This window comes from Actinoplanes sp. TFC3, assembly GCF_001553785.1.
In the GTDB taxonomy this organism is placed as follows: Bacteria; Actinomycetota; Actinomycetes; order Mycobacteriales; family Micromonosporaceae; genus Actinoplanes.
This window is the reverse complement of record NZ_LOJP01000001.1, coordinates 2771794-2793742: the sequence shown is the minus strand read 5'-3', so window position 1 is coordinate 2793742 and position 21949 is coordinate 2771794. Positions and strand designations below refer to the sequence as shown.

The following is a 21949-nucleotide window of genomic DNA, read 5'->3' as shown; positions in this document are numbered from 1 at the left end:
GCGTCGGCAGTCGCGGGCAAGCTGTCCCGGTGACCCTTGCCGACGACCTAGTTGCCCTCCGCCGCGAGATCCACCGTCATCCCGAGCTGGCCGGGGAGGAGCGGCAGACAGCCGGGCTGGTCGCTGAGCAGTTGCGCGCGGCGGGGCTCGACGTGACGACCGGTGTCGGCGGGTACGGGGTCGTCGCCGTGCTTGACGGGTCTGCGCAGGGGCCGGCGGTGGCGTACCGGGCGGATATGGACGCCGTCGACGCGAGAGTGAACGTGCTGCCCATCGCGCCTTCGGGCCGGGTCTTCGACGAAGGTTTCGCCTCGCAGGTCCCCGGCGTTGCGCACCTGTGCGGGCACGACTTGCACACCGCGATCGGCGTTGGCGTTGCCCGCACGCTGGCGCAGAGTTCGCAGGCGGTGCCGGGCCGGGTGGTGTTCGTCTTCCAGCCGGCCGAAGAACCCCTGCAGGGCGCACGTGCGATGCTCCAGACCGGTGTGGTGCAACGCCTCGCGCCGCGCGAGTTCTACGCGCTTCACTGCAGCCCGTACCCCTCGGGCACCATCGCGGTCTCTCCGGGGTACGGCCTGCCCGGGCTCGACCACCTGCGGATAGTGCTGCCGGACGCTGACGACGCGGGCGCTGCTGCCGTCGAGGGTGAGGTGGCACGGCTCGGCTCCGTCGAGTTCCCCCGGAGCATCGAGGACTACCACGCGGGCTTCACCGCGTTGCTGAAGCCCGCGGCCGCCGCAACGAACCAGGAATCGGTGTCTGTCGCCCACTGGATCGAGCACCCGTCCGATGCGCCGCCGGCGGTCAACGTTCTGCTGCGGGTCTGGCCGCAGGAACGAGGCCCGGAGCTGCGCGTACGGATCAAGCAGCTCGCGGCGGCCGCCGGTGGGCACGTTGAGTTCTCCGGCGACCCGTTCCCCGCCCTGGTGAACTCGGCCGGGCTCAGCACGGCGGCCGGGCAGTACCTGACAACAGCGCTGGGGCCGGAGTCCGTCGGCTGGGCCCGCGTGTCCTGGCCCTACAACTGCGAGGACTTCGCGCTGTACCTCGACGAGGCGCCGGGCGCGTTGTTCTATCTGGGCGTCGCGGACACCGAGGCCGGGATCAACGGCGCACCGCACGCCCCGGACTTCGCCGCCGACGAGCGAGCGATCGGGCACGGCGTACGGGCCATGGCTGGGCTGCTGACCCACCGGCTGGCAGCCCGGTCGTAGCCGCTGGCGCCGAGCTCACCGGTGGTCGTCGAGCAGGCTCCGGACGCGGTCGACGAGCTGGGCCGGGCGGACCGGCTTGGGCAGGTAGTCGTCGGCGCCGATGGTGTAGGCCAGGTCGATGTCGTGGTGGCTGGTGGTTGAGCTGACCACGATGGTGGGGATCTCGATAGTGGCGCGCAACTGCTGCAGCCGGTAACACACCGCGAAGCCGTCGAGCTCGGGCATGGCGATGTCCAGCACGACGGCGTCCGGCAGGTGCGTTTCGACAGCGGCGAGCGCCTGCGTACCGGTGCCCGCGGTCAGCACCCGGAAGCCCGCGTCGCGTAGCGAGAACGCGATGATCTCCCGGATGTCGTCATCGTCGTCGGCCACCAGAACCGTCTCGTTGCGCATGGGCAGCTCATCGGCGCGGCCCGCCGGCGTACGAGGTGAACCGCCGGTGCAAATCGGGAGCGGAACCTACAGGTTAGCCGCGCTCGGCAGGCCCGCGGCGCCACCGCCGTCGTGCTGGGCCGGCGGGACGGTCTCCAGGTCGAGCAGGTGGGTGGCCAGCGCCTCGTGCAGCCGGTTGCGGTAGTCGTCGGCCAGCCCGGCCAGCCCGCTGATCTCGCGCAGCATGTCGTTGCGCTTCTGCCCGAGGCTCTGCACCGCCTCGGAGTGGCGCTGGCGGGCCTCGAGCTCCAGCGTGGCAGCCCGGTCCATGGCTTCCTGCACGGTCTGCTCGGCTTTGGCCCGGGCCTCGACCAGCAGCGTGTCGGCTTCGCGGCGGGCGTCGTTGACGTGTTCGTCGGCGGTGCGCTGGGCCATTTGCAGCACTCGGGGGCTCGCGCCCGGGCCCTCCGAGGAAGGCGGCGCGGGGTAGCTGCGCGTGCCGGAGCGGGCCTGCTCGAGTTCGCCGTGCACCTGGTTGGCGGCCTGCTCGGCGGCGGACTGCTCGCGCATCGTCCGTTCGAGGCGGGAGCGCAGCTCGGCCAGCTCGGCCTGCATGCGCTGCGCGGCGTCCTCGCCGCCGGACCCGGGGGCAGCGCCGGGACCGAGGTGGGCGCGCAGCTCGTTGTTCTCCTCGAGCAGCCGGATGAGCTCCCGCTCGACCTCGTCGAGGAACGCGTCGACTTCTTCCTCGTCGTAGCCGCGCTTGCCGATGGCGGGTTTCTTGAAGGCGACGTTGTGCACGTCGGCCGGGGTCAGTGGCACCGCATCTCCTCACGGAACCGGGGGTGTCGCGTTGCCGACGATACCGCCTCCGCGCCTGACCTGCGCGTTGACGGCGTTTTGTCCCCCCGCAGGGGCGCCGCGGTGCGCGCGGCGCCCCCCGGCTGAGTTCAGCCCTCCACGCGGTGGCTGGTCCAGAACGACGTGAGGTCGGTGGAGCCGGCGGCGGCCTGAGCGGCTGCCTTGAAGTCGGCGACCGTGGAGATGCCGTACCAGTGCGCGGCCGCGTACGACTTGAGCAGGTTTGCCATGGCCGTGGTGCCGATCAACCGGCGTAGGTCGTGCAGCGTGCACTTGCCGTAGTTGTAGATGACAGTGCTGTAGCGGCTGGAGTGGGCATCCCAGTAGGCCATCGAGTTGGTCAGCTTCTCCGCCGAGGACTGCCAGGTGATGCCGCAGCCGCTGCCGGTCTTGTTGAAGTACAGGTCGGTGGCGTAGTCGGTGAAGCCCTCGTCCAGCCATGGCGTGGTGTACTCGTCGTCGCCCACGATGCCGTAGAACCACTGGTGGGCCAGCTCATGCGCCAGCGCCGTCGTGCTGACCAGGTCGAGCACGAAGCCCGGGTACTCCATGCCGCCGAACCAGAACCCGTTGTCGAGCACCACGTCGGCCTCTCCGTAGGGGTAGGCGCCGAAGCGGGAGGCATGCGCGTCGAGCGAAGCCGTCGCCGTGTTGAGCATCGAGGTGGCGCTGCTCGAACTGATCGACGAAACCCGGTAGACGTTCACGCGAACGCCAGCCGCGGTCGTACCGGAAATCTTGGCGAACGGTCCCGCCGCCCAGGCGAATTCGCGCACCTGCTTGCCCGCCGCCGTGGTGATGGTCCTTCCGGCGGTGCCGGCCGCATCCGTGCTCGTACCCGTCGCCGGCACCGAGATCGACGTGGGGTGGTCCAGCTTCACCGTGTAATCGCTGGCCAGGGCATAGAACGATTCACCATTGTTCGTGTACGGATCCAGGTGCCACCCGGCCGCGTCACGCACCGCGAGCACGGGCAGCGCGTTGCCGATGAAGTAGTAACTGCCGTCGTGGCCGAACCGGTCGATGCCGTCGGGCACCACGATCGACAGGTCGAACCCGATGCTGCCGCTGCCGCCCTGCGCGACGGGGGCGGGCAGCGTGATCTTCAACGCGGTGCAGTTCACGCTGAGCGCGGACGCCGTGCCGCCGCTGACGTTGCTGACGGTGACCGGCGTGGACGGGCAGCTACCGTGATAGTTGTCCCAGAGCCGCAGGTAGACCTCGGTCAGCGGCGAGGCCGACGGGTTCGAGAAAGACACGTTCTCGTGCCCGGTCCAGGTGCCGCCCGTCGCATTGCTGGTGAGATTGATCGTGTACGCCGGGGCCGCCGGTGTCCGGACCGCATCCACCGCCGCGGCCTGCGCGGGGCTCGCCGGGACAGCCAGGCCCGCACCGATCGCCAGCAGGGCCGGTAACAAACGTCGCATCATTCGACAACGATGAATGTCCTGGGTGGCCGGGACAAGCGGGGAAACCCTCGCTTCATCCGTAGGTGAGTTTCCTGGGTGAGCGGCGTTGCGCGGGTGAGCGCTTCGGGGCCGCTCTGCTGGGCGGCGGCTGCGCGGATCGGGGCGGTGAGGTGCTGCACGGCCAGGTAGGCAGCGACCACGACGGGTTGCAGCAGCTCACGCATGACCCGGCCTTAAGCCCGGGTGCCCGCCGGGTAATATCGTCCCGCTTGCCGCGTCGCGGTCTCGTGCCGTGCTTTTCGTTTTGCGCGCCTGGCTGGGCCGGTGAGGTCATGGGCCAGTGAAGATCATGGGCCGGTGAGGTCATGAACCTGGGAGAGGCGGCATTTGCGGTGGCTCAGCTGCACTATCGGCACGCGGCGATGAACAGCGGCAAGAGCACCATGGTGTTGCAGTACCGGCACACTTACGCAGCGTGCGGGCGTCGTGGCTTGCTGATGACCCGCCTTGACCGCGCCGGCACCGGAATAGTGTCCTCCCGCATCGGCTTGGCCGCCGACGCCCTGGAGATCGGCGCGGACACCGACTTGACCGACCTGGTGCTGCAGCGGCCCGAGCCGCGCGTCGACCATGTGATCGTCGACGAGGCTCAGTTCCTGTCCCCGGAGCAGGTCGACCAGCTGGCCACGCTGGTGGACGACCACAACATCGACGTGTTCACGTTCGGGCTGCTGTCGGACTTCCGCGGCCTGCAGTTTCCCGGCTCGGCGCGGCTGGTCGTGCTCGCCGACGTCGTCGAGGCGCTGCAGGTGTACCCGATGTGCTGGTGCGGGCAGCCGGCCCGGATGAACGCCCGCGTGGTCAGCGGGGAAATGGTCCGCGACGGCGACACCGTGGTGCTGGGCGACACCGGCGCGGACGTGGGATACGTGGTGCTGTGCCGGCGTCACCACTGCGCGGGCCAGCCCTTCGCGCCACTGGCCGCGGCTGCCTGACTTTCGAGCCCGGGACTATTCAAGAGAAGGCGCTTCATCCAGAGAGGGCGCTTCATCCAGAGAAAGCCAAGTAGAGCAGCACTCCCATCGCCACCAGGAACAGCAGGATCATTCCGGCAACCGCCAGCGTGGAGATGCCGCCGGTTTCCTCGTCGGGCAGGGGGGTTCCGCTGGTGTCGCGTGCCACGATGGTGCCTCCTGGAGTTCGGTTCGGTGGAGGCTAGCCAGGGGTTACGGGCGGTGACGAGACAGCGTTCCGCAGAGCGGAACGCGGGGTGAGCCGGTGCTCTACTTGGTGGTGAGCCGGTGCTGGGCGAGCACCCGGCGGATCAACTGGCCGGTGCGGTCGAGCTGGGCTCGCGGATAGCGGGTGGCCATGCCGAGTACCGCCACCGTGCCGGCCACCTGACCGGACACGTGGACCGGAACCGCCACGCCTGCCATCCCGGGCAGGAACTCATTCGACTGCATGGCGTACCCCCGCGCCCGGCTCGCCTCGATGTCGGCGGCCAGCACGGTGGGGTCCACAATGGTGCGCGGCGTGAACGGGGTCAGCCGCAGCCGGGGAACGATCGCCGCCGTCCCCTCCGGCGGCAACCCGAACAGCACCGCCTTGGCCATGCACCCGCTGGTGATGGTGAGCCGCCGTCCCACCGGTGAGGTGGCGGCAGCCGGGTTGACCGGCTGCCGCTTGCCGACGATGAGCAGCGACAGCGAGGTCCAGTCGACTTCGGCCACCAGCACGGTTTCGCCGGTCCTCCGGGACAGCTCGTCGGCGCAGGCCCGGGTCTGCCGGGCGATCGCTGACGTCTCCACCACCTGGCTGCCCAGCTCCAGCAGCCGGGTGCCGAGCAGGTACGACCCGTCGTCGTCCTGGCGCAGGAAGCCCCGCTCGATCAGGGTCAGCGCGATACGCCGCACACTGGGCCGGGGGAGCCCGACGGCGTTGGCCAGCTCGGACAGTTGCAGGCGCGGGTGGGCTGTGCTGAACGCGCTGAGAATGTCGAGCGCGCGCGAGACCGAGCGAACCTCTTGCGGGCGTTGCGGATCCTGCTCGGATGCGCTCACCGGCCACCTCCCCGGGGAAACGCTACCCAACCACGCAGACGACATCGCGCTCGGACGCAGCGTGGTGGTAGCGGTGCCTGCTGCGCATGCGGTTACAGAGAACGAGTTGGGGACGAAGTCCTTGCCGCCGAACCAGCCCTGCGAGCGGGTCCATTGCGCGACCGCGAATGTCCGCCGATGCCAGCAGCGCCCGAGCGCCACGCTCTGGGCAGCGGCGCTGCTGAGCAGCGTCGACCGGGTGATCATGCTCTTCAGGGCGGTTCCGGGCCGCCTGTTGACGATCTCAGTAAGAAGGTTGGTGCCGGGGTGTCACCGAATGGCAGAGTCGGTGCGTCGTTGGGGGAGAGAGGCCACCGCACAGGGAAGGACGGCCGTGACCGAGGATCTGAGGGCGCTGATGCGGTCCGAACTGAGCGAGGAGCGCCCGCCGCCGCTGGGTGACCTCATCGCGACGGCGATGCTCGACGGCCGCCGGATCGCGCGTCGCCGCCGGTACGCGATGGCGGGCGTGTCCGCTGCCGTGGTCGGCGTGCTCCTGGCCGGTGCTGCCGTGGCGTGGCCCTCCGGCGACACTCAGGTGCAGCCCGCTGCCCCGGCCGCGTCGCCGGCAAGTCCGGCACCGTTGTCCCGGCCGCCGTCCCCGTCTGCGTCACCCTCGTCAATCCCCGCGTCGTCCGAGCCCTCGGAGTTCGATCCGACCGTCGTCGACCCGTCCATCTCGGCCGATTCGTCGGATTTCTCAGGCTTGAGGGCGAAGACGTGGACCGTGCGGGCGAACGGGCAGCACGACTCCGGCAAGGTGGCCCGGGCCACCCCGCAGGCCGTGCTCGAGCTGCTCACCCAGCTGCTGCCGAAGGGCAAACTCACCAACGTGGCCGCCAACGCCGACGACGGGTTGTTCGCGCAGGTGTACCTCGACACCGGCAAGGGGCCCGGCATGATCCGCGTCTGGCTCAAACCGTACGAGGGCCGGGACCTCAAGCCCGGCACCGTGGCGTTCGAGGCGTTCCCGGTCGAAGGCAACTGCGTGCAGTCCACGGTCATCGGCGCGTCGTACGCCACCGGCGGCCACCTCGAGATGAACATCGCCACGTGCCTGGGCTCCGACGAGAAGCCGGCGCGCCCGGCATTGTCGCTCGACGAAGCGGTTACCGTCCTGTCCGACGCGCGCTGGGGATCCAGCATGGACGCTGAGCTGGTCGACTCGGGCAACAAGAGGTTCGCCGACGTGCCGGCGAACGCGGAGTAGACGCCGTGACCAACGACGACGAGTTCGAGATCTTCGCGCGCGCGTCCGCCGAGCGGCTGCGCTCCACCGCGTTCATGCTCTGCCGCGACTGGCATCTTGCGCAGGATCTCACCCAGACCACGCTGACCAAGCTCTACGTGTCCTGGCGCCGGGTCACCCAGGCCGAGAATCCGCACGCGTACGCCCAGAAGATCCTTTTCCGCGCCTACCTCGACTACCGCCGCCGTCGCAGCTCCAGCGAGCGGATCACCGCGGACTTCGCCGACATCGCCGACGCCGCCACGCCGGACCTGCGCCTGACTATGCTCGAAGCTCTGGGCCAATTACCGCCGCGTGACCGGGCGATCGTGATCCTGCGCTACTTCGAGGACTACAGCGTGGGGCAGACCGCTGACGTGCTGAACATCCCGGCCAGCGTGGTGAAGAGCCAGACCAAGCGGTCGCTGGCCCGGCTACGCGACCTGCTGGCTCCGGACCAGTTGGCTTTGTTCGCCTAGCTCCGCTCGGGCAGCGCTGTCACCGGCATAGCTCGTCGGTGGGCTGGGACGACGCGGTGCTACCCAGGTCGGGGGTGACTGTGCGGCGGGCAAGCGCTCACTTCGTACCGGATGTCGAGGGGTCCCGGCAGACACCGGGACCCCTCGACAATCAGCTGATCAGACGCGCGCTCAGAGTGAGAGCTTCCAGCTGTTCAGGTAACCGGTGTCGATGTTGGCCGCGTCCTGCACCTTGAGCGTCCAGACGCCGTCGGCCGACTCGCCCGACAGGTTCACCGAGTACGTGTTGTCGATGTTGTCGGTGCCACCGCCGGCGCGGTTGTGCAGCACGTACGCCGTGCCATCGGGGGCGATCAGGCTGACCACCAGGTCCCCGATGTACGTGTGGACGATGTGCACCTCCACCGCGCTCGTGGCCGACGGGGTCGCCGTGCAGCCCGTGAGGTCGATGGTGCTGGTCACGGTGCTGTTGTCGGGAATAGCGACGTCATTGTCGTTGGCCCCGGCGCAACCACCCGCGCTGCGCACCGACACCGTGAACGTGGCCGAATGCCGGGCCGAGGGCGACGTGCCGGTCAACGTGATCGGGTACGTGCCCGTGCCCAGCGAGTCGTCAGTGCTCACCGTCACCGTGGCCGATTCGCCCGCGGTGACTTCGGCCGGGGAGATGGTGACCGTGGCGCCGGCCGGAGCGCCGGACGCCGTCAGCGTTATCGTTTCCGGGGTGCCGTTGGTAACTGTGGTGCTGAGCTCGGTGGTGACGGTCTCGCCGCGGTCCACGGTGACTGTGGCCGGTGACGTGGCGATCGAGAAGTCGTGGTCGGTGGGGCAGTAGTCGCTGCCGGCCACGTTGACCGCGGACCAGGCGGACTGGACTGCCTTGTACTCCGTACCGCATTCGCCGTACAGGTCCGCGGCTGCGGCGAGCGAGTAGGCCCGCGCGGTGTTGGACGGCTGGGCGGTGTTGACGTACTTGGTGTTCGACACGAAGTAGGTGTCCAGGGCGCGGAACCAGATCTTCTCGGCCTTCTCGCGGCCGATGCCGACCACCGGGTCGGCCGAGCCGCAGACCGGAGATGTGCCGAACGAGGTGGAGCCGGTGCCCTCGGCGAGGTCGAAGAAGAAGTGGTTGGCCACGCCGGAGGAGTAGTGCACGTCAACGCTGTTGGTGCTGCTCGACCAGCAGCTGTGTGACACGCCGTCCAGGGCCGGGTTGTACATGTACCGCAGCGGTTCGCCCGTACCGAAGATGTCGATCTTCTCGCCGATGTCGTAGTCGCCCGGGTCGCTGGCGGTGTTGGCGTAGAACTCGACCATTGTGCCGAAGATGTCGCTGGTGGCCTCGTTGAGACCGCCCGACTCGCCGGAGTAGGTCAGCCCGCCCGGAACCACGTTCTCGGTGACGCCGTGCGACATCTCGTGCCCGGCGACGTCCAGGGCGACCAGCGGGTTGGCGTTACCCTCGCCGTCACCGTAGGTCATCTGCGCGCCGTCCCAGAACGCGTTCACGTACTGGTTGCCGTAGTGCACCCGCGACGGTACGCCCGCCCCGGTGCCGAAGATGCCGTTGCGCCCGTGCACGTTCTTGAAATAATTGAACGTGACGGCGGCGCCGAAGTGCGCGTCCGCTGCGGCCGAGGCGCGATCGGAGTTGGTGCCGTTGCCCCAGACGTTGTCCGCGTCGGTAAAGGTGGTGCAGGTCGAGCTGCCGTTGTTCAGATCGCAGGTACGTCCATCGCCCCGATCCGGGTCGACCAGGCTGAACCCGGTGGCCGTCGCGGTCGTGCCGATGGTGACCGGACCGGAGTAGATGCTGTTCCCGGTGCCGTCCACGGTCTCGATCTCGTCGAACGAACCCCGCACCCGGCCGGTCGAGGCGTCGGTGATCACGTGCAGCTTGGACGGCGTCTGCCCATCCTTGGCGAACCCCTCGACCACGGTCTCCCACGCCAGCACGGGCGAGCCGTTGCTGGCATCGACGAACAACTCGGGGGATCCGGTCTTGGAAGCCCTGCCGGAGAACGCCTTCTGCGCGGCCAGCTTGGCGCTTGCGGCGGTCACCTTGGGGTTCACGCTCAGCGACAACGGCTTGGCCAACCCCACCGAGCTTCCGGTGTAGCGACCGTCGGCGGCCACCCGGACAACGAGGTCACCACCGTAGACCCGCAAGCCTTGGTACGTACGCGTGTAGCGCACTGCGCCGTTGCCCTTGGCGTCCTTCTTGCTGCTGTAGACCGTGAACTTGTCCTGCGCCGAACCCTTGATGGCGGTCATGTGGTCCCTCAGTGCCGCGCCGGCGTCGGCAAGCAGCGAGGGAGACGGCGTAGGCGGCGGCGCGGCGGACGCACTCGTGGCGGTGACCGCGATGCCGCTACCAGCCAGCAGGATGGCGCCGGCCAGTGCGAGAACTGATCTCAACTGCATTCCTCCCCAGATCAACATTCATCGATCTGGCAAGGATGGCGGAGAGCTTGAAGATTGAACAGTCAGCAAACCTCAAATTTACAGCTCTGACATCGATGTCAACGAATTGACCAAGATCTTGTCAGGGATGTGAAGGGTGGGCTGGGGTGCGGGTGGCGGTCTGCTGGGTTGCGGCTTCGCGGGCGGTGTCTTGGGCTGCGTTGGGGCTGCGGTTGAGGCTGCGGTGGGCGGCTCGGCACGGGATGGGGTGGGTTTGCGACGCGGGGTGCGCAGCTCGACGAATTTGTGGCCGGCCCCAGAATTCAGCGGTCCCTAGCGCGTTGAGCCAGGTGGCTGGTCGCGGATTTGATGGGGGCCGGGACGGGCCGCCGGGCGAAGGTTGAGTTCGGTCGGATGGGTGTTGCCTCGGGCGAGGTATGTCGGCTTGAGTTTGAGTGGGCCTGCCTGGGCGTGGACGAGCTCGGCTGGACGTGGTTCGAGTGGAGACTCGCCAGGGAGAAGCTTGTGTCGGCCACCGGGCAGGCAGGCGAGGCGAGGCTAGCGGCAGCAAGGCCAACACGGGCGAACGCGACTCTTGCAGTTGAGGTGGGCCTGGCTGCGAGCCGCGCTTGAAATACGAGCCGCGCAACATGCGTCAGGCTGATAGGCACCTGGGATCTGTCAAGCTCAAACTGAACTGAAGTCGCGGAACCAGAGTGGGCCAGCAGATCAAGCCAGTAGACAGCCCGAGCAGCTGCCAGCCGAGCGGGACCGCAGCTCGACTACAGGTGGCTCTCTGCTCACCTCTCCACTGATCGGCTGCCCGTAAAAACTTGGCAGCGGCCACCTCCCCGCAGCAGGCGCAGAGATCATCGCGTCCCCGCAAGGCGGCGTTCCGCATCGCCAGCAGCAACACACCGGCAAACCGTGCCGCAGGACGCCTCAAGCGCAACCCACGCACGTCCGGGCGGCCGGCCGGGCCTCAAGCCTTTCGCCGGGAATCGCATTGCCGCAGCGTTCGCACACGCCATACGTCCCCGCGTCAAGTCGCTGCAGGGCCTCGTCGAGTTCGCTGATGAGCCGGCGCTTGGCGTCCAGCAGAGCGGTGAGCTGCGCTCGTTCGTATCCGATGGTGGCGCCCTCGGGGTCGTGCTCGTCGTCGGCGTTGGACTGCTGGGATGCCTCGAATACCGCGTGCAGGTCAGCGTTCAGCGTGGCGGCCTCGGTCTTGGCCTGGTCGTGGAGGCGGAGCAGCTCGTCGCGGGTCATATGAGCTCACCGTACGCTGATGGCCATGGGTTTGTTCACGGTGGCCGAGGCGCGGGAGGAATTGGCCAAACTGCTGCCGCTGCTCGCCGAGCTTGTCGACCTCCGGGCCGACATGGTCGAGTTGTCCGCGGCGCTTGCCGTCGGCGGTGATTCCTCTGAGCTGGGCGGGTTGCCGGAGCGCAAGGCGGCCGAGGCTCGCATGGACGAGTTGATGACCGCCGTCCAGCAGACCGGTGCGGAGATCAAGGGCATCGCGCCGCTGCTTGTCGACTTCCCGGGTGAGCTCGACGGCGTGCCGGTGCTGCTCTGCTGGCTGGAGGGCGAGACAGAGCTCCTGTGGTACCACCGCGTCGATCTCGGCTTCGCCGGTCGCCGCAGACTCGCATAGCTATGCGCCTGTAGCTATCCGTCTGTAGCTGTCCGTCGGCCCGAGCAATCTGCCTCCCGTAGCAATCCACTTGAGGAACCCACCCGCGTGCCGTAACCAATGCGCGCGCCATGAGCGATCTTCTGCCTCACGGTCCGCGCTCCACCACCGTCTCGCCCGATCCCCATCAGCGGGTCACTTCCGCGGGTGGAACTGGTTGCGCTGGGGGACCTGCTGCGGGTCGACCCATGTCGGCGGGATGAATTCCGGCAACCCGTCGGCGCCCATGCGGACCTGCCAGCCCCAACTGGGGTCGTGCATCAGCACGTGGTGACGCCCGCAGAGGGCGACCAGGTTCGGCAGGTCGGTGGTGCCTCCGTTGAACCAATGGATGATGTGATGAATCTTCGCCCAGCGGGCCTGGGCATCACAGCCGGGAAACGCGCAGCCCCCGTCGCGCAGCAGAACCGCGCGGCGCAGCGGGCCGGTTGCAGTCCGGCTGGAGCGTCCGGCATCCAGGACCTGCCCGGCGCCGCCGAGGACGTAGGGCAGGATGCGCGCATCGCACGCCAAGCGTCGTATGGCTTCGGCTGACAGGCGTTCACCGTTGTCCAGGGTGCCGATGCCGACTTGCTGAGTCAGGCTGTCGTAGGCCACGGTCACGGAAAGCTGGGGTGGTTCGCCGCCGTGGCTGGGCAGGTCGCCGGTGCGCAGGGCGAGCTGGCACACGTCGACCAAGGCGTCGGCGCGTTGCTGGGCCGGCGTGCGGTCGTCAGCGGGGCAGGGGCGGCACAGCGGCTCCAGAGCGGCCTTCACTGTCGCGGCGTCCTCGACGGTTAGCGCGCCGGTGAGGTGGACCAGACCGTCGCGCGGCAGCGACAGCGTGAAACCCCGCTGTTGGCGTGCGCGGGCTTCCTGGCGTTCCAGGGCCAGCTCTTCGGCGCGCTCGGCGATCTCCGGGGCCACGTGGTCGAGGATGCGCTGCCCGAGTCGGCGTAGCTGGTAGGCGGGGAAGTCACCGGCCATGCCGATGAGCATCCGCTCGGCTTTGTCCACGATCTCCTGCGCCGACACCTCGGGGGCAACCTCGTTGACGGTCTCCGGGATCTGGCTGAGAGCCGAGGCGATGACCTCGGCTTGGCGGATGTCGGTGTGCCCGTCGAGCACAGCTTGGCGCAGCCGGGGCCAGCATTCGAGCATCCGCGAGCGCTCGGCCATCTCCCGGGCCGGCGTCGGATCGATGCGCAACTCAGCCCGCAGCCAGGACGCCAGATGCTTGAACTTGTGCTCGGCCGGTAGACCACGAATCTCGGCCTGGTGAACCAACTGCAGCTGGACAGTCATCAGAGCTTCGCTGGCGCGGTGGATCGAGTGCATGCACTCGACGGTTTCCGCATCGGACAACGCCCAGACCGAGGCGTCGGCCAGCTCGGCCACGTCCTCGTCCAACCGCTCCAGCGTCGTCATCACGCCAGCAATGTTGGCACGCATGTTCGAAATCGTCTTGTAAGGAACATGACTCCGAACAAGCCGCCTGATCAGTCCACGTGCGACGGCAGTCCGAACAGCGAAAACAGCCGATCCGTGTCCAGAAACGAAGCCAGGCCAACAATTTGCCCGTCAGCGATTTCGAGGACTATAAGACCCCACGGATCATGGCCAACGGCGGCGGGACGGTACTGACCGAACGCGGGGAGCCCGTTCGCGGTGACCGGCAGCAGGCGCGAACCGCGGCATCCGTTACCGGTGCCGGCCATCCAGGCGGTGATGTCGGCCGGCCCGCGCAGCCACAGCGGTACCGGGGGCATCGACAACGTGGCTTCCTCGTGCAACAGCGAGGCCAGGGCAACCAGGTCGTAGGATTCGAACGCTTGGACGTACCGGGAAAGCAAGGCCTTTTGGTGCTCGTCCTCGGGGCAGTGCGGCTCGGTGGCGGCGGGATTGACGGTGGCGAGGGTGGCCCGCGCGCGTTGCAGGGCACTGTTCACGCCGGCGACCGAGGTGTCGAGGAGGGTGGCGACTTCCTGCGCGGACCAGGCCAGCACCTCGCGCAGAATCAGCACCGCGCGTTGCCGGGGCGCCAGATGCTGCAGGGCGGCCACGAATGCCAGGCGCACCGATTCGCGGCCCGCAATGACGTCGGCGGGATCGCTGTGATCGGGCCAGAGCCGCTGATCGGGGATCGGGCCGGTCCACACCTGTTCCGGGCGTGGCTCTCCGGGATGGGTGGCGTGACCCGAACCGGCGGGGCCGAGGTCCATCGGGCGGGCCCGTCGCTGGGCGCCGTCGAGCATGGTCAGGCACACGTTGGTGGCGATGCGGTAGAGCCAGGAACGCAGCGCGGAGCGTCCCTCGAAGCCGTCGAGTCCCCGCCACGCCCGGATCATCGTGTCCTGCACGGCGTCCTCGGCCTCGAACGCCGAACCCAGCATGCGATAGCAGTAGCCGGTCAGCTCGGGCCGGTACGCCTCCAGATCCTCGACCACAAAAAGCACGCTACAGCGCCGATGAGTTTGCGCCACACACCCGGTCCTACTCCCGGCTAATGGCGGGCGAAGGAGCCGTCGTGGGTGAGTACGCCGAGGTCAACGGAATTATCCTCTACTACGAGGCGCAGGGGCCGGGCCGTCCGCTCGTGCTGTTGCACGGCGGGCTGGGAGCGGGGGAGATGTTCGCCCCGATCCTGCCGGCCGTGGTCGGCTATTCGCTCGGCGGCGGCTGGGACGGCCGTTGGCGATCCGGCATCCGGACAGCATCGGCCGGCTGGTGACAGCGTCCGCGGGGATCCGGCGCGACGCTCAGTATGCCGACATCGTGCAGCAGCAGAGCCAGGTGGGTGCGGCCGCCGCCGGCTTCATGAAAGAAACACCGATGTACGAGTTGTACGCCCGCGTGGCGCCCCGCCCGGAGGACTTCCCCCGGCTGCTGGGCAAGGTCGGCGTTGCCCTGGCGCAGGACTACGACTTCACCGCGGACGTACGCGATCTTCGCGTTCCGATTTTGATCGTCGGCGCGGACGCCGATCTCGTGCCCCCGCGGCACTTCGTGGAGGTTTTCGAGCTGCTCGGTGGGGGCCGGCGCGACGGCGGCTGGGCTGGGGAGGGCCGGCCCGAGGGCGGTCATGCGCTGGCGATCCTGCCCGGGCTGACCCACTACAACCCGTTTGTGTCGCCGCTGTTCGTCACGACCGCCCTGGCTTTTCCTGATCAGGGGGCAGCATGACGTTCACCAGGTCGGTAAGCGGGGCGAGAAGCTCCTCGGCGGTGGCGGAGGCCAGCGGCTGAACGCCCGTCGAGGCCCGCAGCACGGAGATGCCCAGCGACGTGGCGAGCACGATCTGCGCGCGCAGCAGGGCTTCCGTGTTGCCTTGCGAGTCGGCGGCGGCCCGGGCGAGCTTCTCGCTGACCGACTGCAACACGTTACGCCGCAGTCCGTCGATGCGTTCGTCGCCGGAGGAGCGCAGCAGCAGCAGGAGCGCGTCGGGCAGATCCTCCGACTTGTTCGCACCGGCGAGGCGGTGCGCGATGGCTTGCGCGATGCCGGCGCTGGGCATCTCGTCGGCGTCGCGGCGTACCTCGGAACTCGCCGTGGTGAGACAGGCCTCGAACAGACCTTCCTTCGAGGTGAAGTAGCGGTTGATCAGGGCTACGTTCACACCGGCGTCGTCGGCGATGTCGCGCACGGTGGTGGCCGCGTAGCCGTCGCGGGCGAACCTCCAGCGTGCCTTGGCGAGCAGCAACTGTCTGGTCTCTGCGGCGTTGCGGCGCCGGCGTTGCGGGCTGGAATCGCCGGGCGGGGGGCAGGCTTTGTCGGTCGGCGGGCAGGCGTTCGCGGCGCCCCGGCTTGCTACCACTGGCTATCCTCTCGGTTCTTCACGGAAGCGTAACCCGAGGGGTGCAATATGTAAACAAGCATTGACTTGAGGTAGCTTGTGATCAACGGCTCACTGCCCGGTAAACGGTTTTTGAACTTTGTTCAGCCAGGGATAGTGTGGCCGCGTCAACATCCGTTTACTTGGGCTCGGGGGATTCCATGGCGCAGGCAAGCAAGGTGGCCCCGCGCGCGGAGCCGAGCACCGGCGAAGCTGTCACCAGCGACGATCTCGGCAGCAACAGTATCGACAGCCTTCCGCTGATCCCCAAGCAGCGCGAGGTGCCGGCCACCGGGCAACGCAGTTCCTGGGCCCGGGCGGTGCGCGAACTGGTTCTGGTGACCGTGCTGTTCTTGATCTACAAGGCGGGCCGCATCTTCACTGCCGGGCACACCCGCGAGGCCCACGACAACGCCGCCTCGGTCTGGCACTTCGAGCGAGCCCTGCACTTCCCGCATGAGCTTGACCTCCAGCACGCCCTGATGTCCGCGCACTGGCTCGTCGTCACGGCTAACAGCTATTACGCGTACGTCCACTTCCCCGCGACCATCGCCTGCCTCATCTGGTTGTACATGCGCCGACCGGCCCTGTACCGCCAGACGCGCCGGGTCCTGGCCTGGCTGACCGCCACCGCGCTCGCCGTGCACGTGCTGTACCCGCTCGCCCCGCCCCGGCTGACCAGCGGCACCGGCTTGCTCGACACCGGAGCGCTCTTCGGTCCCGGGGTCTACGGTCCGCCGGACACCGACACGCTGAGCAACCAGTACGCCGCGATGCCCTCGCTGCACGTCGGCTGGGCGGTTGTCGTGGCTGTGGCGCTAGCCGTGGCCATCCCCGGCCGGTGGCGCTGGCTGTGGCTCGCGCACCCGGTCATCACGCTGCTGGTCGTCGTGGGCACCGGCAACCACTACTGGCTGGACGCGCTGGTCGCCTTGGTGCTGCTCGGGGTGGCCGCGCTGCTGGTGCTGCCAACCGCGCGCCGGATGGTGGCCGATGCCGGCTCCTGGCTGCGCCGGCGGTGGCTACGGGTGCTGGCCTGGACGGCGGCGATCGTGGCGATGGTGCTGGCATTGCACGGGCGCATACCGGATCCCGGGTCTGTCGTGGTGGCCCTGGGGGACGCCGATCCACGCTGGCTGGTCGTCGCCGTGCTCGCGCAGTTCTGCTCGCAGGCCGCCTTCGCCAAGCAGCAACGAACTTTGCTGGCCGCGCTTGCCGTCGCCCTGTCCCGGCGTGCCGCCCTGGCGATCACATACAGCCGCTCGGCCATGAGCATGGTGCTGCCGGCCGGTTCCGCCATGTCCGCCGCGTTCGCCGTCAAGCAGTATCGTCGCTACGGTGCGACCACGGCTGTCGCGGCCACTGGCATGGTGCTGTCCGGGGCGGCCTCGCTGGCCGGTCTGATCCTGCTCTACATCGGTGTGGTCAGCGCCTGGGCGTTGGTGGGACTCGCTGCCGCCGGGGTGGTCGGGTGCGCGATCGTGCTGCGGCGCCGCCGGCTGCCGCGCGTGGCAGTTACGCATTGGGCAAAAGGGCGCTTCGAGACCGTACGAAAATTGGTTCGTGAAGCTCGTGCTGTCCGCCTGCGCCACTGGGCCGCCACGATCGCCTTCGCGATGCTGAACTGGCTTCTTGATCTTGCCTGTCTGATCGCGATCGTCCATGCCTGCGGGCTGTCCCTGAGCGTGCTGCACGTCGCCACCGTGTACCTCGCGGCCCAGGTCGTGCGGCAGATCCCGCTGACCCCCGGCGGTGCCGGGCTGATCGAGGCCAGCCTGCTCGCCGGTCTCGTGGCCGCCGGAGCACCGCAGGCCGCGGCCGCCGCAGTGGTGCTCGGCTACCGGCTGGTCTCGTTCTGGCTGTTGCTGCCCGCCGGCCTCGCCGCGTACCTGCGGCTCACCCGCTTCGACCGGACGCCCGCCGCCGCCGAGGCCTGACGACACGCCCTCGAAGTGTGACGTAAGCAATTGTTGACTTAAGCCTCCGGTGGCCGATAATTAGTCAGCAATCGTTTACATCGAGCCTCGAGGACACCATGACCCAGACCATCGACCACGCCGGTTCCGCCGGCACCTCCCCCGGCGCGGAGCCCGCCAAGGGCGGCTCCCTGCTGGTGCTGTACCTGTCGCTGGGTGGCCTGGCGTTCGCGGTGCTGCAGTCGCTGGTGGCCCCGGCGCTGTCGACGATCGGGCGGGAGCTGAACGCCGACACCAGCGACGCCAGCTGGGTGATCACCGCCTATCTGCTGTCGGCCTCGGTGCTGACCCCCATCCTCGGCCGCCTCGGTGACATGGCCGGCAAGCGCAAGGTGCTCATCGGCGTGCTGGCCGCGCTGGCCGCCGGTACGGCGCTCGCCGCCCTGGCCCCCAACCTGGCCGTGCTGATCGTCGCCCGCGCACTGCAGGGCGCCGCCGGTGCGATCCTGCCGCTGTCGATCGGCATGGTGCGTGACGAGCTGCCGCGCGAGAAGGTGGCCACCACGGTCGGCCTGCTGTCGGCGATCTTCGGGGTGGGCGCCGGTGTCGGCATCGTGGCCGCCGGCCCGATCGTCGAGCACCTGTCCTGGCACTGGCTGTTCTGGCTGCCGCTCGTGCTCGTCGTGATCGCCCTGGCCGGCGCCATTTTCGGCATGAAGGAGTCGCCGGTACGCACGCCGGGCCGCCTCGACATCGCCGGCACCGTCATCCTGTCGGTCTCGCTGGTGTCGCTGCTGCTGGCCATCAGCAAGGGTCAGGCGTGGGGCTGGGGCGATGCCAAGACGGTGGGCCTGCTCGCGCTCGGCGTGGTCACCCTGGCTACCTTCGTCTTCGTCGAGCTCAAGGTACGCGAGCCGCTGGTCGACATGCGCCTGATGAAGATCCGCGGCGTGTGGGCCACCGACCTGGTCGCGCTGATCCTCGGCTTCGCCATGTTCGGCACGTTCCTGCTGGTGCCCACGCTGCTGCAGCTGCCCGCGGTGACCGGTTACGGCTTCGGCAAGTCGGTGTCGCAGTCCGGGCTGTTCCTGCTGCCGACCGTCATCATGATGGTGCTGTTCGGTCCGATCGCCGGCATCCTGACCAAGAAGTACGGCCCCAAGCTGCCGATGTTCCTGGGCGCCGTGTTCGTCGTGGCGGCGTTCACCCTGCCCGCCATCGCCCACGGCCAGATCTGGCAGGTGCTGGTGTCCGGCATCCTGACCGGTGCGGGTATCGGCTTCGCCTTCGCCGCCATGTCCAACGCCATCATCGAGAGCGTGCCGCCGACCCAGACGGGCGAGGCGACCAGCGTTAACACCATCGCCCGCACGATCGGCAGCAGCATCGGTACGGCGGTGGTAGCGGCCGTGATCACCTCGCACAGCACGCCGCAGGGCCTGCCCACCGATGACGCGTTCACCTATGGCTTCTGGGCCTGCGCGGGCGTCGCGGTGCTGGCCATCGTGGCAGCGCTGATCCTGCCGTCGGCCCGCCGCCGCCACGAGGAAGCGGTCGCGCACGGGGTGACCGACGTGCCGGAGGAGCCCGCCGAGCTGCACCTGCCGCACCGGAGCTGATCCACCTCGGTATCGAACCGTGGCCGCCATGCCGGCGGCCACGGTTTTTCTTTGCGGTTTTCTGGCGGCGGGGCAACCCGGGGGCGTTCCGGTCTCGTGTTCAGCGTGACCGAAAAGGTGGGGGAGCGACATGAGCGATTGCGACGGGGCGTTCGCCGAGTACGGCAGAGCCGTTCGACAACCAGCGCTTCCCCGGCTGAGCCGCTGGAGACGTTGCCGTTCACGGTCCAGCAGTTGGCGGGCTGGCGGGCGATAACCGGTTCCATCTCAGTTGGGGTCGGGGATCAGTGGCGCGAGGTCTCAGCCGAGGTCGGGGATCAGCGGCGCGAGGTGTTTGGCGAAGCGAGCGGCGATGCGGCGGTGGGTGGCCGGGTCGGGGTGCAGGCGGTCGGGGAGAGGCAGTTCGGCGTGGTCGGGTTCGCCATACAGGTCGAGGCCGTTGAGGTAGTGCAGGTGGGGGTCGGCGGCGGCGCGCTGCTCGACGATGCGGGCCAGTTCGTCGCGGATGAGGCGCAGGGTGAGCCGGCCGTCGGGCTTGTCAGCGGGCGCGGCGGCGGGTTCGGGGACGGCTTGGAAGGCGATCCGGCCTTCGCGCAGGGCGGCCAGGTCGAACGCGCCAGGGCCGGGGATGTCCTCGTGGATCGGGCAGAAAATGGGGGAGACGACCAGGAGTGGCGTGTCGGGGTGACCTTCGCGGACGGTGTCGAGAAAGCCGTGCACGGCCGGGGTGAACGCGCGCAGCCGCATCAGGTCGGCGTTGACGAGGTTGATGCCGATCTTGACGCTGATCACATCGGCGGGTAGGTCACGCAGGGTGCGGGCGGTGAACGGGTCGAGCAGCGCGCCGCCGCTCAGGCCGAGGTTGAACAGCTCGGCACCGGACTGCGCGGCGGCGAGGGCGGGCCAGATGGCCGAAGGGCTGATGGCGTTGGAGCCCTGGCTGATCGAACTGCCGTGGTGCAACCACACCGCTCGGCCTCCGGCGACCACCACTCGGTCATCGGCCGGGGCGGGCGTGGCAGCGTCATCGAGGAACGCCGCCAGCCGTGAGGGCGCGGGCGTAGCGGGGGCGTTGGGGCGTAACGCGACCAGCTCGGTGCGCTCGTTGTGGGGCAGCCAGATCTCCACGGTCTTGTCGCCGGTGGGCAGGTCATCGAAGCGCAGCGTCACCACCGGGCCGGCGGCGAAGGTGCTCGTCCCGGTGCTCATGTCCACGGTCACGGTGTTGCCGCCCCGCGCGACCAGCTGTGTGGTCAGCTCACCGTCGACCAGGAGGTCGTACATGCCCTCGGGCCGCGCCGGGAAGCCCGCGTGGACCAGCTTGGTGGGCAAGGTGTCCAGCTCGATGACCGTCGCCGTGGTGCGCAACGCCAGCCGTACGCCCGAAGGCTGAGCTTCCACCATGGCAAGCTGCGGGTCCGGGGTTTGGGCGCGGGCCCACGCCGGGAGCCGGTGCGGCAGGTAGCCGCGGTCGGTGCGTTCGAGTTCGACGGCGCCGCGGAGGAATTCCTTCACTTGGTCGACCACTTTCGTAGCAGGGTGTCCAGGGCGTCGAGGGTCCACGCCCAGGACTCGTCGGAGTTCGGGGCGCTGTGGCTGAAACCGCCCTCGGCCTCCAGGGTCACGTAGCCGTGAAAGACGCTGCCCAGCAGGCGCACCGCGTGGGTGGCGTCCGGCTCGGCGATGTCGTAGCCGCGCAGCAGCGCCCGCGTCATCCGCGCGTGCTGAGGGCCGGCGCTGGCGGCCGCGGCCTCGGCGTCGAGCGTCAAATGAGCGGCGGCGTAGCGGCCGGGGTGCTCGCGGGCATAGTCGCGGTACACGTTGCCGAGGGCGACCAGGGCGTCCTTGCCCGAGCGGCCGGCCAGCGCGTCGGTGGCCCTGTCCGCCAGCTCGGCCAGGGCCAGCAGCGCGATCCGGGTCCGCAGCTCGGGGAAGTTCTTGACGTGCGCGTACAGGCTGGCGACCGCCACGTCGAAGCGCCGGGCGAGCGCGGACGCCGTCACGTTGGCGAACCCGATCTCGTCGGCCAGTTCGGCGCCGGCCAGTACCAGGCGTTCCGTCGTCAACCCGACCCGTGCCATCCGCTCCCCCGTCACAATCGAACCGCTAACCTAAAAGCTATAGGCAGAATAGCGCACCCTTTAGGTAGCTGTCGAATGGTGGACGCACGGGCGATCCCCCTGCCGCGCCGCGACGAAGCAGTTACGCCGTTCAGCCGGTGTTGCGGGGGGCTCAGCGGAACGGCTGACGTGGCGGGAAACTGCGCGGCCGGAGCGGTTGCTGGCGTTGCGCGCGCTGGGGACGTACCGGTGGATGCTCCGCTTTGGTGTTTCTCGAATCTCGGCCGCACCGAGTGCGTTGATCGTCGCCACGGACTGCGTGATGTGCACTGACAGCGCCAGATCTCCCCGCTCCCAAAAGCTACGATTCACCCCGTGAGCAGATGGGAGCCGAACGCCCGCGACCGCCTCGAGCAAGCCGCCCTCCAGCTCTTCCGGGAGCAAGGCTTCGCCGACACCACAGTCCCGCAGATCACCGCCCGCGCCGGGCTCACCACCAGGACGTTCTTCCGGCATTTTGCGGACAAGCGGGAGGTGCTGTTCGCCGGTGAGGAGGAGTTGCCGGCGTTGGTGGCAAGCATGATGGCTGAGGCTCCGGCCGAGCTCGATCCGATGACGCTGATCGTGCAGGGGCTGGCGGGGGTCGTGCGGTCGCGGTTCGAGGGGCGGCGGGATTATCTGCGGGTGCGGCGGTCGGTTGTGCGTACCGATGCGGGGCTTGTGGAGCGGGAACTGCGGAAGCTGTCCGACCTTGCCGACGCGGTGGAGCTGGGGTTTCG

At 68.8% G+C, this 21949-nt stretch carries 21 protein-coding genes and 1 pseudogene; 9 read left to right on the top strand and 13 right to left on the bottom strand.

Annotated elements, in window-relative coordinates:
- Window positions 1-29: 29 nt before the first annotated feature.
- A complete protein-coding gene (locus TFC3_RS12390; RefSeq protein WP_067506512.1) occupies window positions 30-1214 on the top strand; it encodes a M20 family metallopeptidase in 1185 nt (394 codons plus the stop codon).
- A gap of 15 nt (window positions 1215-1229) precedes the next feature.
- On the opposite strand, the gene TFC3_RS12385 is transcribed toward TFC3_RS12390, so the two are convergent.
- The 4 genes from TFC3_RS12385 to TFC3_RS36980 form a co-directional block, all read right to left on the bottom strand.
- Window positions 1230-1607, bottom strand: coding sequence for a response regulator transcription factor (locus tag TFC3_RS12385; protein ID WP_067499318.1), 378 nt, complete (start codon window positions 1605-1607; stop codon window positions 1230-1232).
- Between the two features lie 66 nt (window positions 1608-1673).
- Window positions 1674-2408, bottom strand: a complete 735-nt coding sequence (locus TFC3_RS40170; RefSeq protein WP_067499316.1) for a DivIVA domain-containing protein — start codon at window positions 2406-2408, stop codon at window positions 1674-1676.
- 128 nt (window positions 2409-2536) lie between these two features.
- Complete coding sequence (locus TFC3_RS12375; protein ID WP_067499314.1) at window positions 2537-3877, bottom strand: M1 family metallopeptidase; 1341 nt, start codon at window positions 3875-3877, stop codon at window positions 2537-2539.
- Window positions 3874-4080: a hypothetical protein gene (locus tag TFC3_RS36980; protein WP_067499312.1), complete on the bottom strand. Its 207-nt coding sequence runs from the start codon at window positions 4078-4080 to the stop codon at window positions 3874-3876. Before TFC3_RS36980 ends, TFC3_RS12375 begins: the two co-directional genes overlap by 4 nt.
- A gap of 141 nt (window positions 4081-4221) precedes the next feature.
- Between TFC3_RS36980 and TFC3_RS12365 the strand changes: the two genes are divergently transcribed.
- Window positions 4222-4851, top strand: a complete 630-nt coding sequence (locus TFC3_RS12365; protein WP_201787148.1) for a thymidine kinase — start codon at window positions 4222-4224, stop codon at window positions 4849-4851.
- Window positions 4852-4903: 52 nt separating this feature from the next.
- Here TFC3_RS12365 and TFC3_RS39975 read toward each other — a convergent pair whose 3' ends face one another.
- On the bottom strand, window positions 4904-5038 hold the full coding sequence (locus TFC3_RS39975) for a hypothetical protein (protein ID WP_255363759.1): 135 nt from the start codon (window positions 5036-5038) through the stop codon (window positions 4904-4906).
- Window positions 5039-5139: 101 nt separating this feature from the next.
- On the bottom strand, window positions 5140-6165 hold the full coding sequence (locus TFC3_RS12360) for an IclR family transcriptional regulator (protein ID WP_236718091.1): 1026 nt from the start codon (window positions 6163-6165) through the stop codon (window positions 5140-5142).
- A gap of 127 nt (window positions 6166-6292) precedes the next feature.
- On the opposite strand from TFC3_RS12360, the gene TFC3_RS12355 reads away from it, so the two are divergent.
- Together TFC3_RS12355 and TFC3_RS12350 are read left to right on the top strand one after the other, a co-directional pair.
- Window positions 6293-7168, top strand: a complete 876-nt coding sequence (locus tag TFC3_RS12355; RefSeq protein WP_067499311.1) for a hypothetical protein — start codon at window positions 6293-6295, stop codon at window positions 7166-7168.
- A 5-nt stretch (window positions 7169-7173) separates the two neighbouring features.
- Complete coding sequence (locus TFC3_RS12350) at window positions 7174-7665, top strand: sigma-70 family RNA polymerase sigma factor (protein ID WP_067499309.1); 492 nt, start codon at window positions 7174-7176, stop codon at window positions 7663-7665.
- Window positions 7666-7836: 171 nt separating this feature from the next.
- On the opposite strand, the gene TFC3_RS12345 is transcribed toward TFC3_RS12350, so the two are convergent.
- Together TFC3_RS12345 and TFC3_RS12335 are read right to left on the bottom strand one after the other, a co-directional pair.
- Window positions 7837-10089 (bottom strand): M4 family metallopeptidase, encoded by a 2253-nt coding sequence (locus tag TFC3_RS12345; protein ID WP_236718386.1) that lies wholly within the window; start codon window positions 10087-10089, stop codon window positions 7837-7839.
- Between the two features lie 921 nt (window positions 10090-11010).
- On the bottom strand, window positions 11011-11337 hold the full coding sequence (locus TFC3_RS12335; protein ID WP_067499305.1) for a TraR/DksA C4-type zinc finger protein: 327 nt from the start codon (window positions 11335-11337) through the stop codon (window positions 11011-11013).
- Between the two features lie 25 nt (window positions 11338-11362).
- Between TFC3_RS12335 and TFC3_RS12330 the strand changes: the two genes are divergently transcribed.
- The gene (locus TFC3_RS12330) at window positions 11363-11725 is read left to right on the top strand and encodes a DUF2203 domain-containing protein (RefSeq protein ID WP_067506502.1); all 363 of its coding nucleotides are present in this window, start codon (window positions 11363-11365) and stop codon (window positions 11723-11725) included.
- A gap of 174 nt (window positions 11726-11899) precedes the next feature.
- On the opposite strand, the gene TFC3_RS12325 is transcribed toward TFC3_RS12330, so the two are convergent.
- Window positions 11900-13195 (bottom strand): HNH endonuclease signature motif containing protein, encoded by a 1296-nt coding sequence (locus TFC3_RS12325; RefSeq protein WP_067499303.1) that lies wholly within the window; start codon window positions 13193-13195, stop codon window positions 11900-11902.
- Between the two features lie 47 nt (window positions 13196-13242).
- Window positions 13243-14190 carry a sigma-70 family RNA polymerase sigma factor gene (locus tag TFC3_RS12320; RefSeq protein ID WP_173745318.1) on the bottom strand — a complete coding sequence of 316 codons (948 nt, stop codon included), beginning with the start codon at window positions 14188-14190 and terminating at the stop codon, window positions 13243-13245.
- Between the two features lie 59 nt (window positions 14191-14249).
- On the opposite strand from TFC3_RS12320, the pseudogene TFC3_RS12315 reads away from it, so the two are divergent.
- Window positions 14250-14926 (top strand): annotated as a pseudogene (locus tag TFC3_RS12315) (alpha/beta fold hydrolase).
- Here the strand turns inward: TFC3_RS12315 and TFC3_RS12310 are convergent.
- Window positions 14886-15557, bottom strand: coding sequence for a TetR/AcrR family transcriptional regulator (locus TFC3_RS12310; protein WP_082772006.1), 672 nt, complete (start codon window positions 15555-15557; stop codon window positions 14886-14888). The pseudogene TFC3_RS12315 and the gene TFC3_RS12310 sit on opposite strands and share 41 nt — an antisense overlap.
- Before the next feature lie 179 nt (window positions 15558-15736).
- Between TFC3_RS12310 and TFC3_RS36975 the strand changes: the two genes are divergently transcribed.
- Both TFC3_RS36975 and TFC3_RS12300 read left to right on the top strand, forming a co-directional pair.
- Complete coding sequence (locus tag TFC3_RS36975) at window positions 15737-17512, top strand: flippase-like domain-containing protein (protein ID WP_067499299.1); 1776 nt, start codon at window positions 15737-15739, stop codon at window positions 17510-17512.
- A gap of 98 nt (window positions 17513-17610) precedes the next feature.
- A complete protein-coding gene (locus TFC3_RS12300; protein WP_067499297.1) occupies window positions 17611-19110 on the top strand; it encodes an MFS transporter in 1500 nt (499 codons plus the stop codon).
- A 300-nt stretch (window positions 19111-19410) separates the two neighbouring features.
- On the opposite strand, the gene TFC3_RS12295 is transcribed toward TFC3_RS12300, so the two are convergent.
- Both TFC3_RS12295 and TFC3_RS12290 read right to left on the bottom strand, forming a co-directional pair.
- Window positions 19411-20637: a GDSL-type esterase/lipase family protein gene (locus TFC3_RS12295; RefSeq protein ID WP_067499295.1), complete on the bottom strand. Its 1227-nt coding sequence runs from the start codon at window positions 20635-20637 to the stop codon at window positions 19411-19413.
- Complete coding sequence (locus TFC3_RS12290) at window positions 20622-21191, bottom strand: TetR/AcrR family transcriptional regulator (RefSeq protein WP_067499293.1); 570 nt, start codon at window positions 21189-21191, stop codon at window positions 20622-20624. Before TFC3_RS12290 ends, TFC3_RS12295 begins: the two co-directional genes overlap by 16 nt.
- Window positions 21192-21545: 354 nt before the next feature.
- Between TFC3_RS12290 and TFC3_RS12285 the strand changes: the two genes are divergently transcribed.
- The coding region (locus TFC3_RS12285) for a TetR/AcrR family transcriptional regulator (protein ID WP_067499291.1) at window positions 21546-21949 on the top strand (404 nt) is incomplete at its 3' end.

Coding starts and splice junctions, on each gene's coding strand:
- TFC3_RS12365 (WP_201787148.1), top strand. CDS start 4,222: ATGAACCTGGGAGAGGCGGCATTTGCGGTGGCTCAGCTGCACTATCGG.
- TFC3_RS12360 (WP_236718091.1), bottom strand. CDS start 6,165: ATGATCACCCGGTCGACGCTGCTCAGCAGCGCCGCTGCCCAGAGCGTG.
- TFC3_RS36980 (WP_067499312.1), bottom strand. CDS start 4,080: ATGCGTGAGCTGCTGCAACCCGTCGTGGTCGCTGCCTACCTGGCCGTG.
- TFC3_RS12345 (WP_236718386.1), bottom strand. CDS start 10,089: ATGCAGTTGAGATCAGTTCTCGCACTGGCCGGCGCCATCCTGCTGGCT.
- TFC3_RS12290 (WP_067499293.1), bottom strand. CDS start 21,191: ATGGCACGGGTCGGGTTGACGACGGAACGCCTGGTACTGGCCGGCGCC.
- TFC3_RS12385 (WP_067499318.1), bottom strand. CDS start 1,607: ATGCGCAACGAGACGGTTCTGGTGGCCGACGACGATGACGACATCCGG.
- TFC3_RS12300 (WP_067499297.1), top strand. CDS start 17,611: ATGACCCAGACCATCGACCACGCCGGTTCCGCCGGCACCTCCCCCGGC.
- TFC3_RS36975 (WP_067499299.1), top strand. CDS start 15,737: ATGGCGCAGGCAAGCAAGGTGGCCCCGCGCGCGGAGCCGAGCACCGGC.
- TFC3_RS12375 (WP_067499314.1), bottom strand. CDS start 3,877: ATGATGCGACGTTTGTTACCGGCCCTGCTGGCGATCGGTGCGGGCCTG.
- TFC3_RS12330 (WP_067506502.1), top strand. CDS start 11,363: ATGGGTTTGTTCACGGTGGCCGAGGCGCGGGAGGAATTGGCCAAACTG.
- TFC3_RS12335 (WP_067499305.1), bottom strand. CDS start 11,337: ATGACCCGCGACGAGCTGCTCCGCCTCCACGACCAGGCCAAGACCGAG.
- TFC3_RS12325 (WP_067499303.1), bottom strand. CDS start 13,195: ATGCGTGCCAACATTGCTGGCGTGATGACGACGCTGGAGCGGTTGGAC.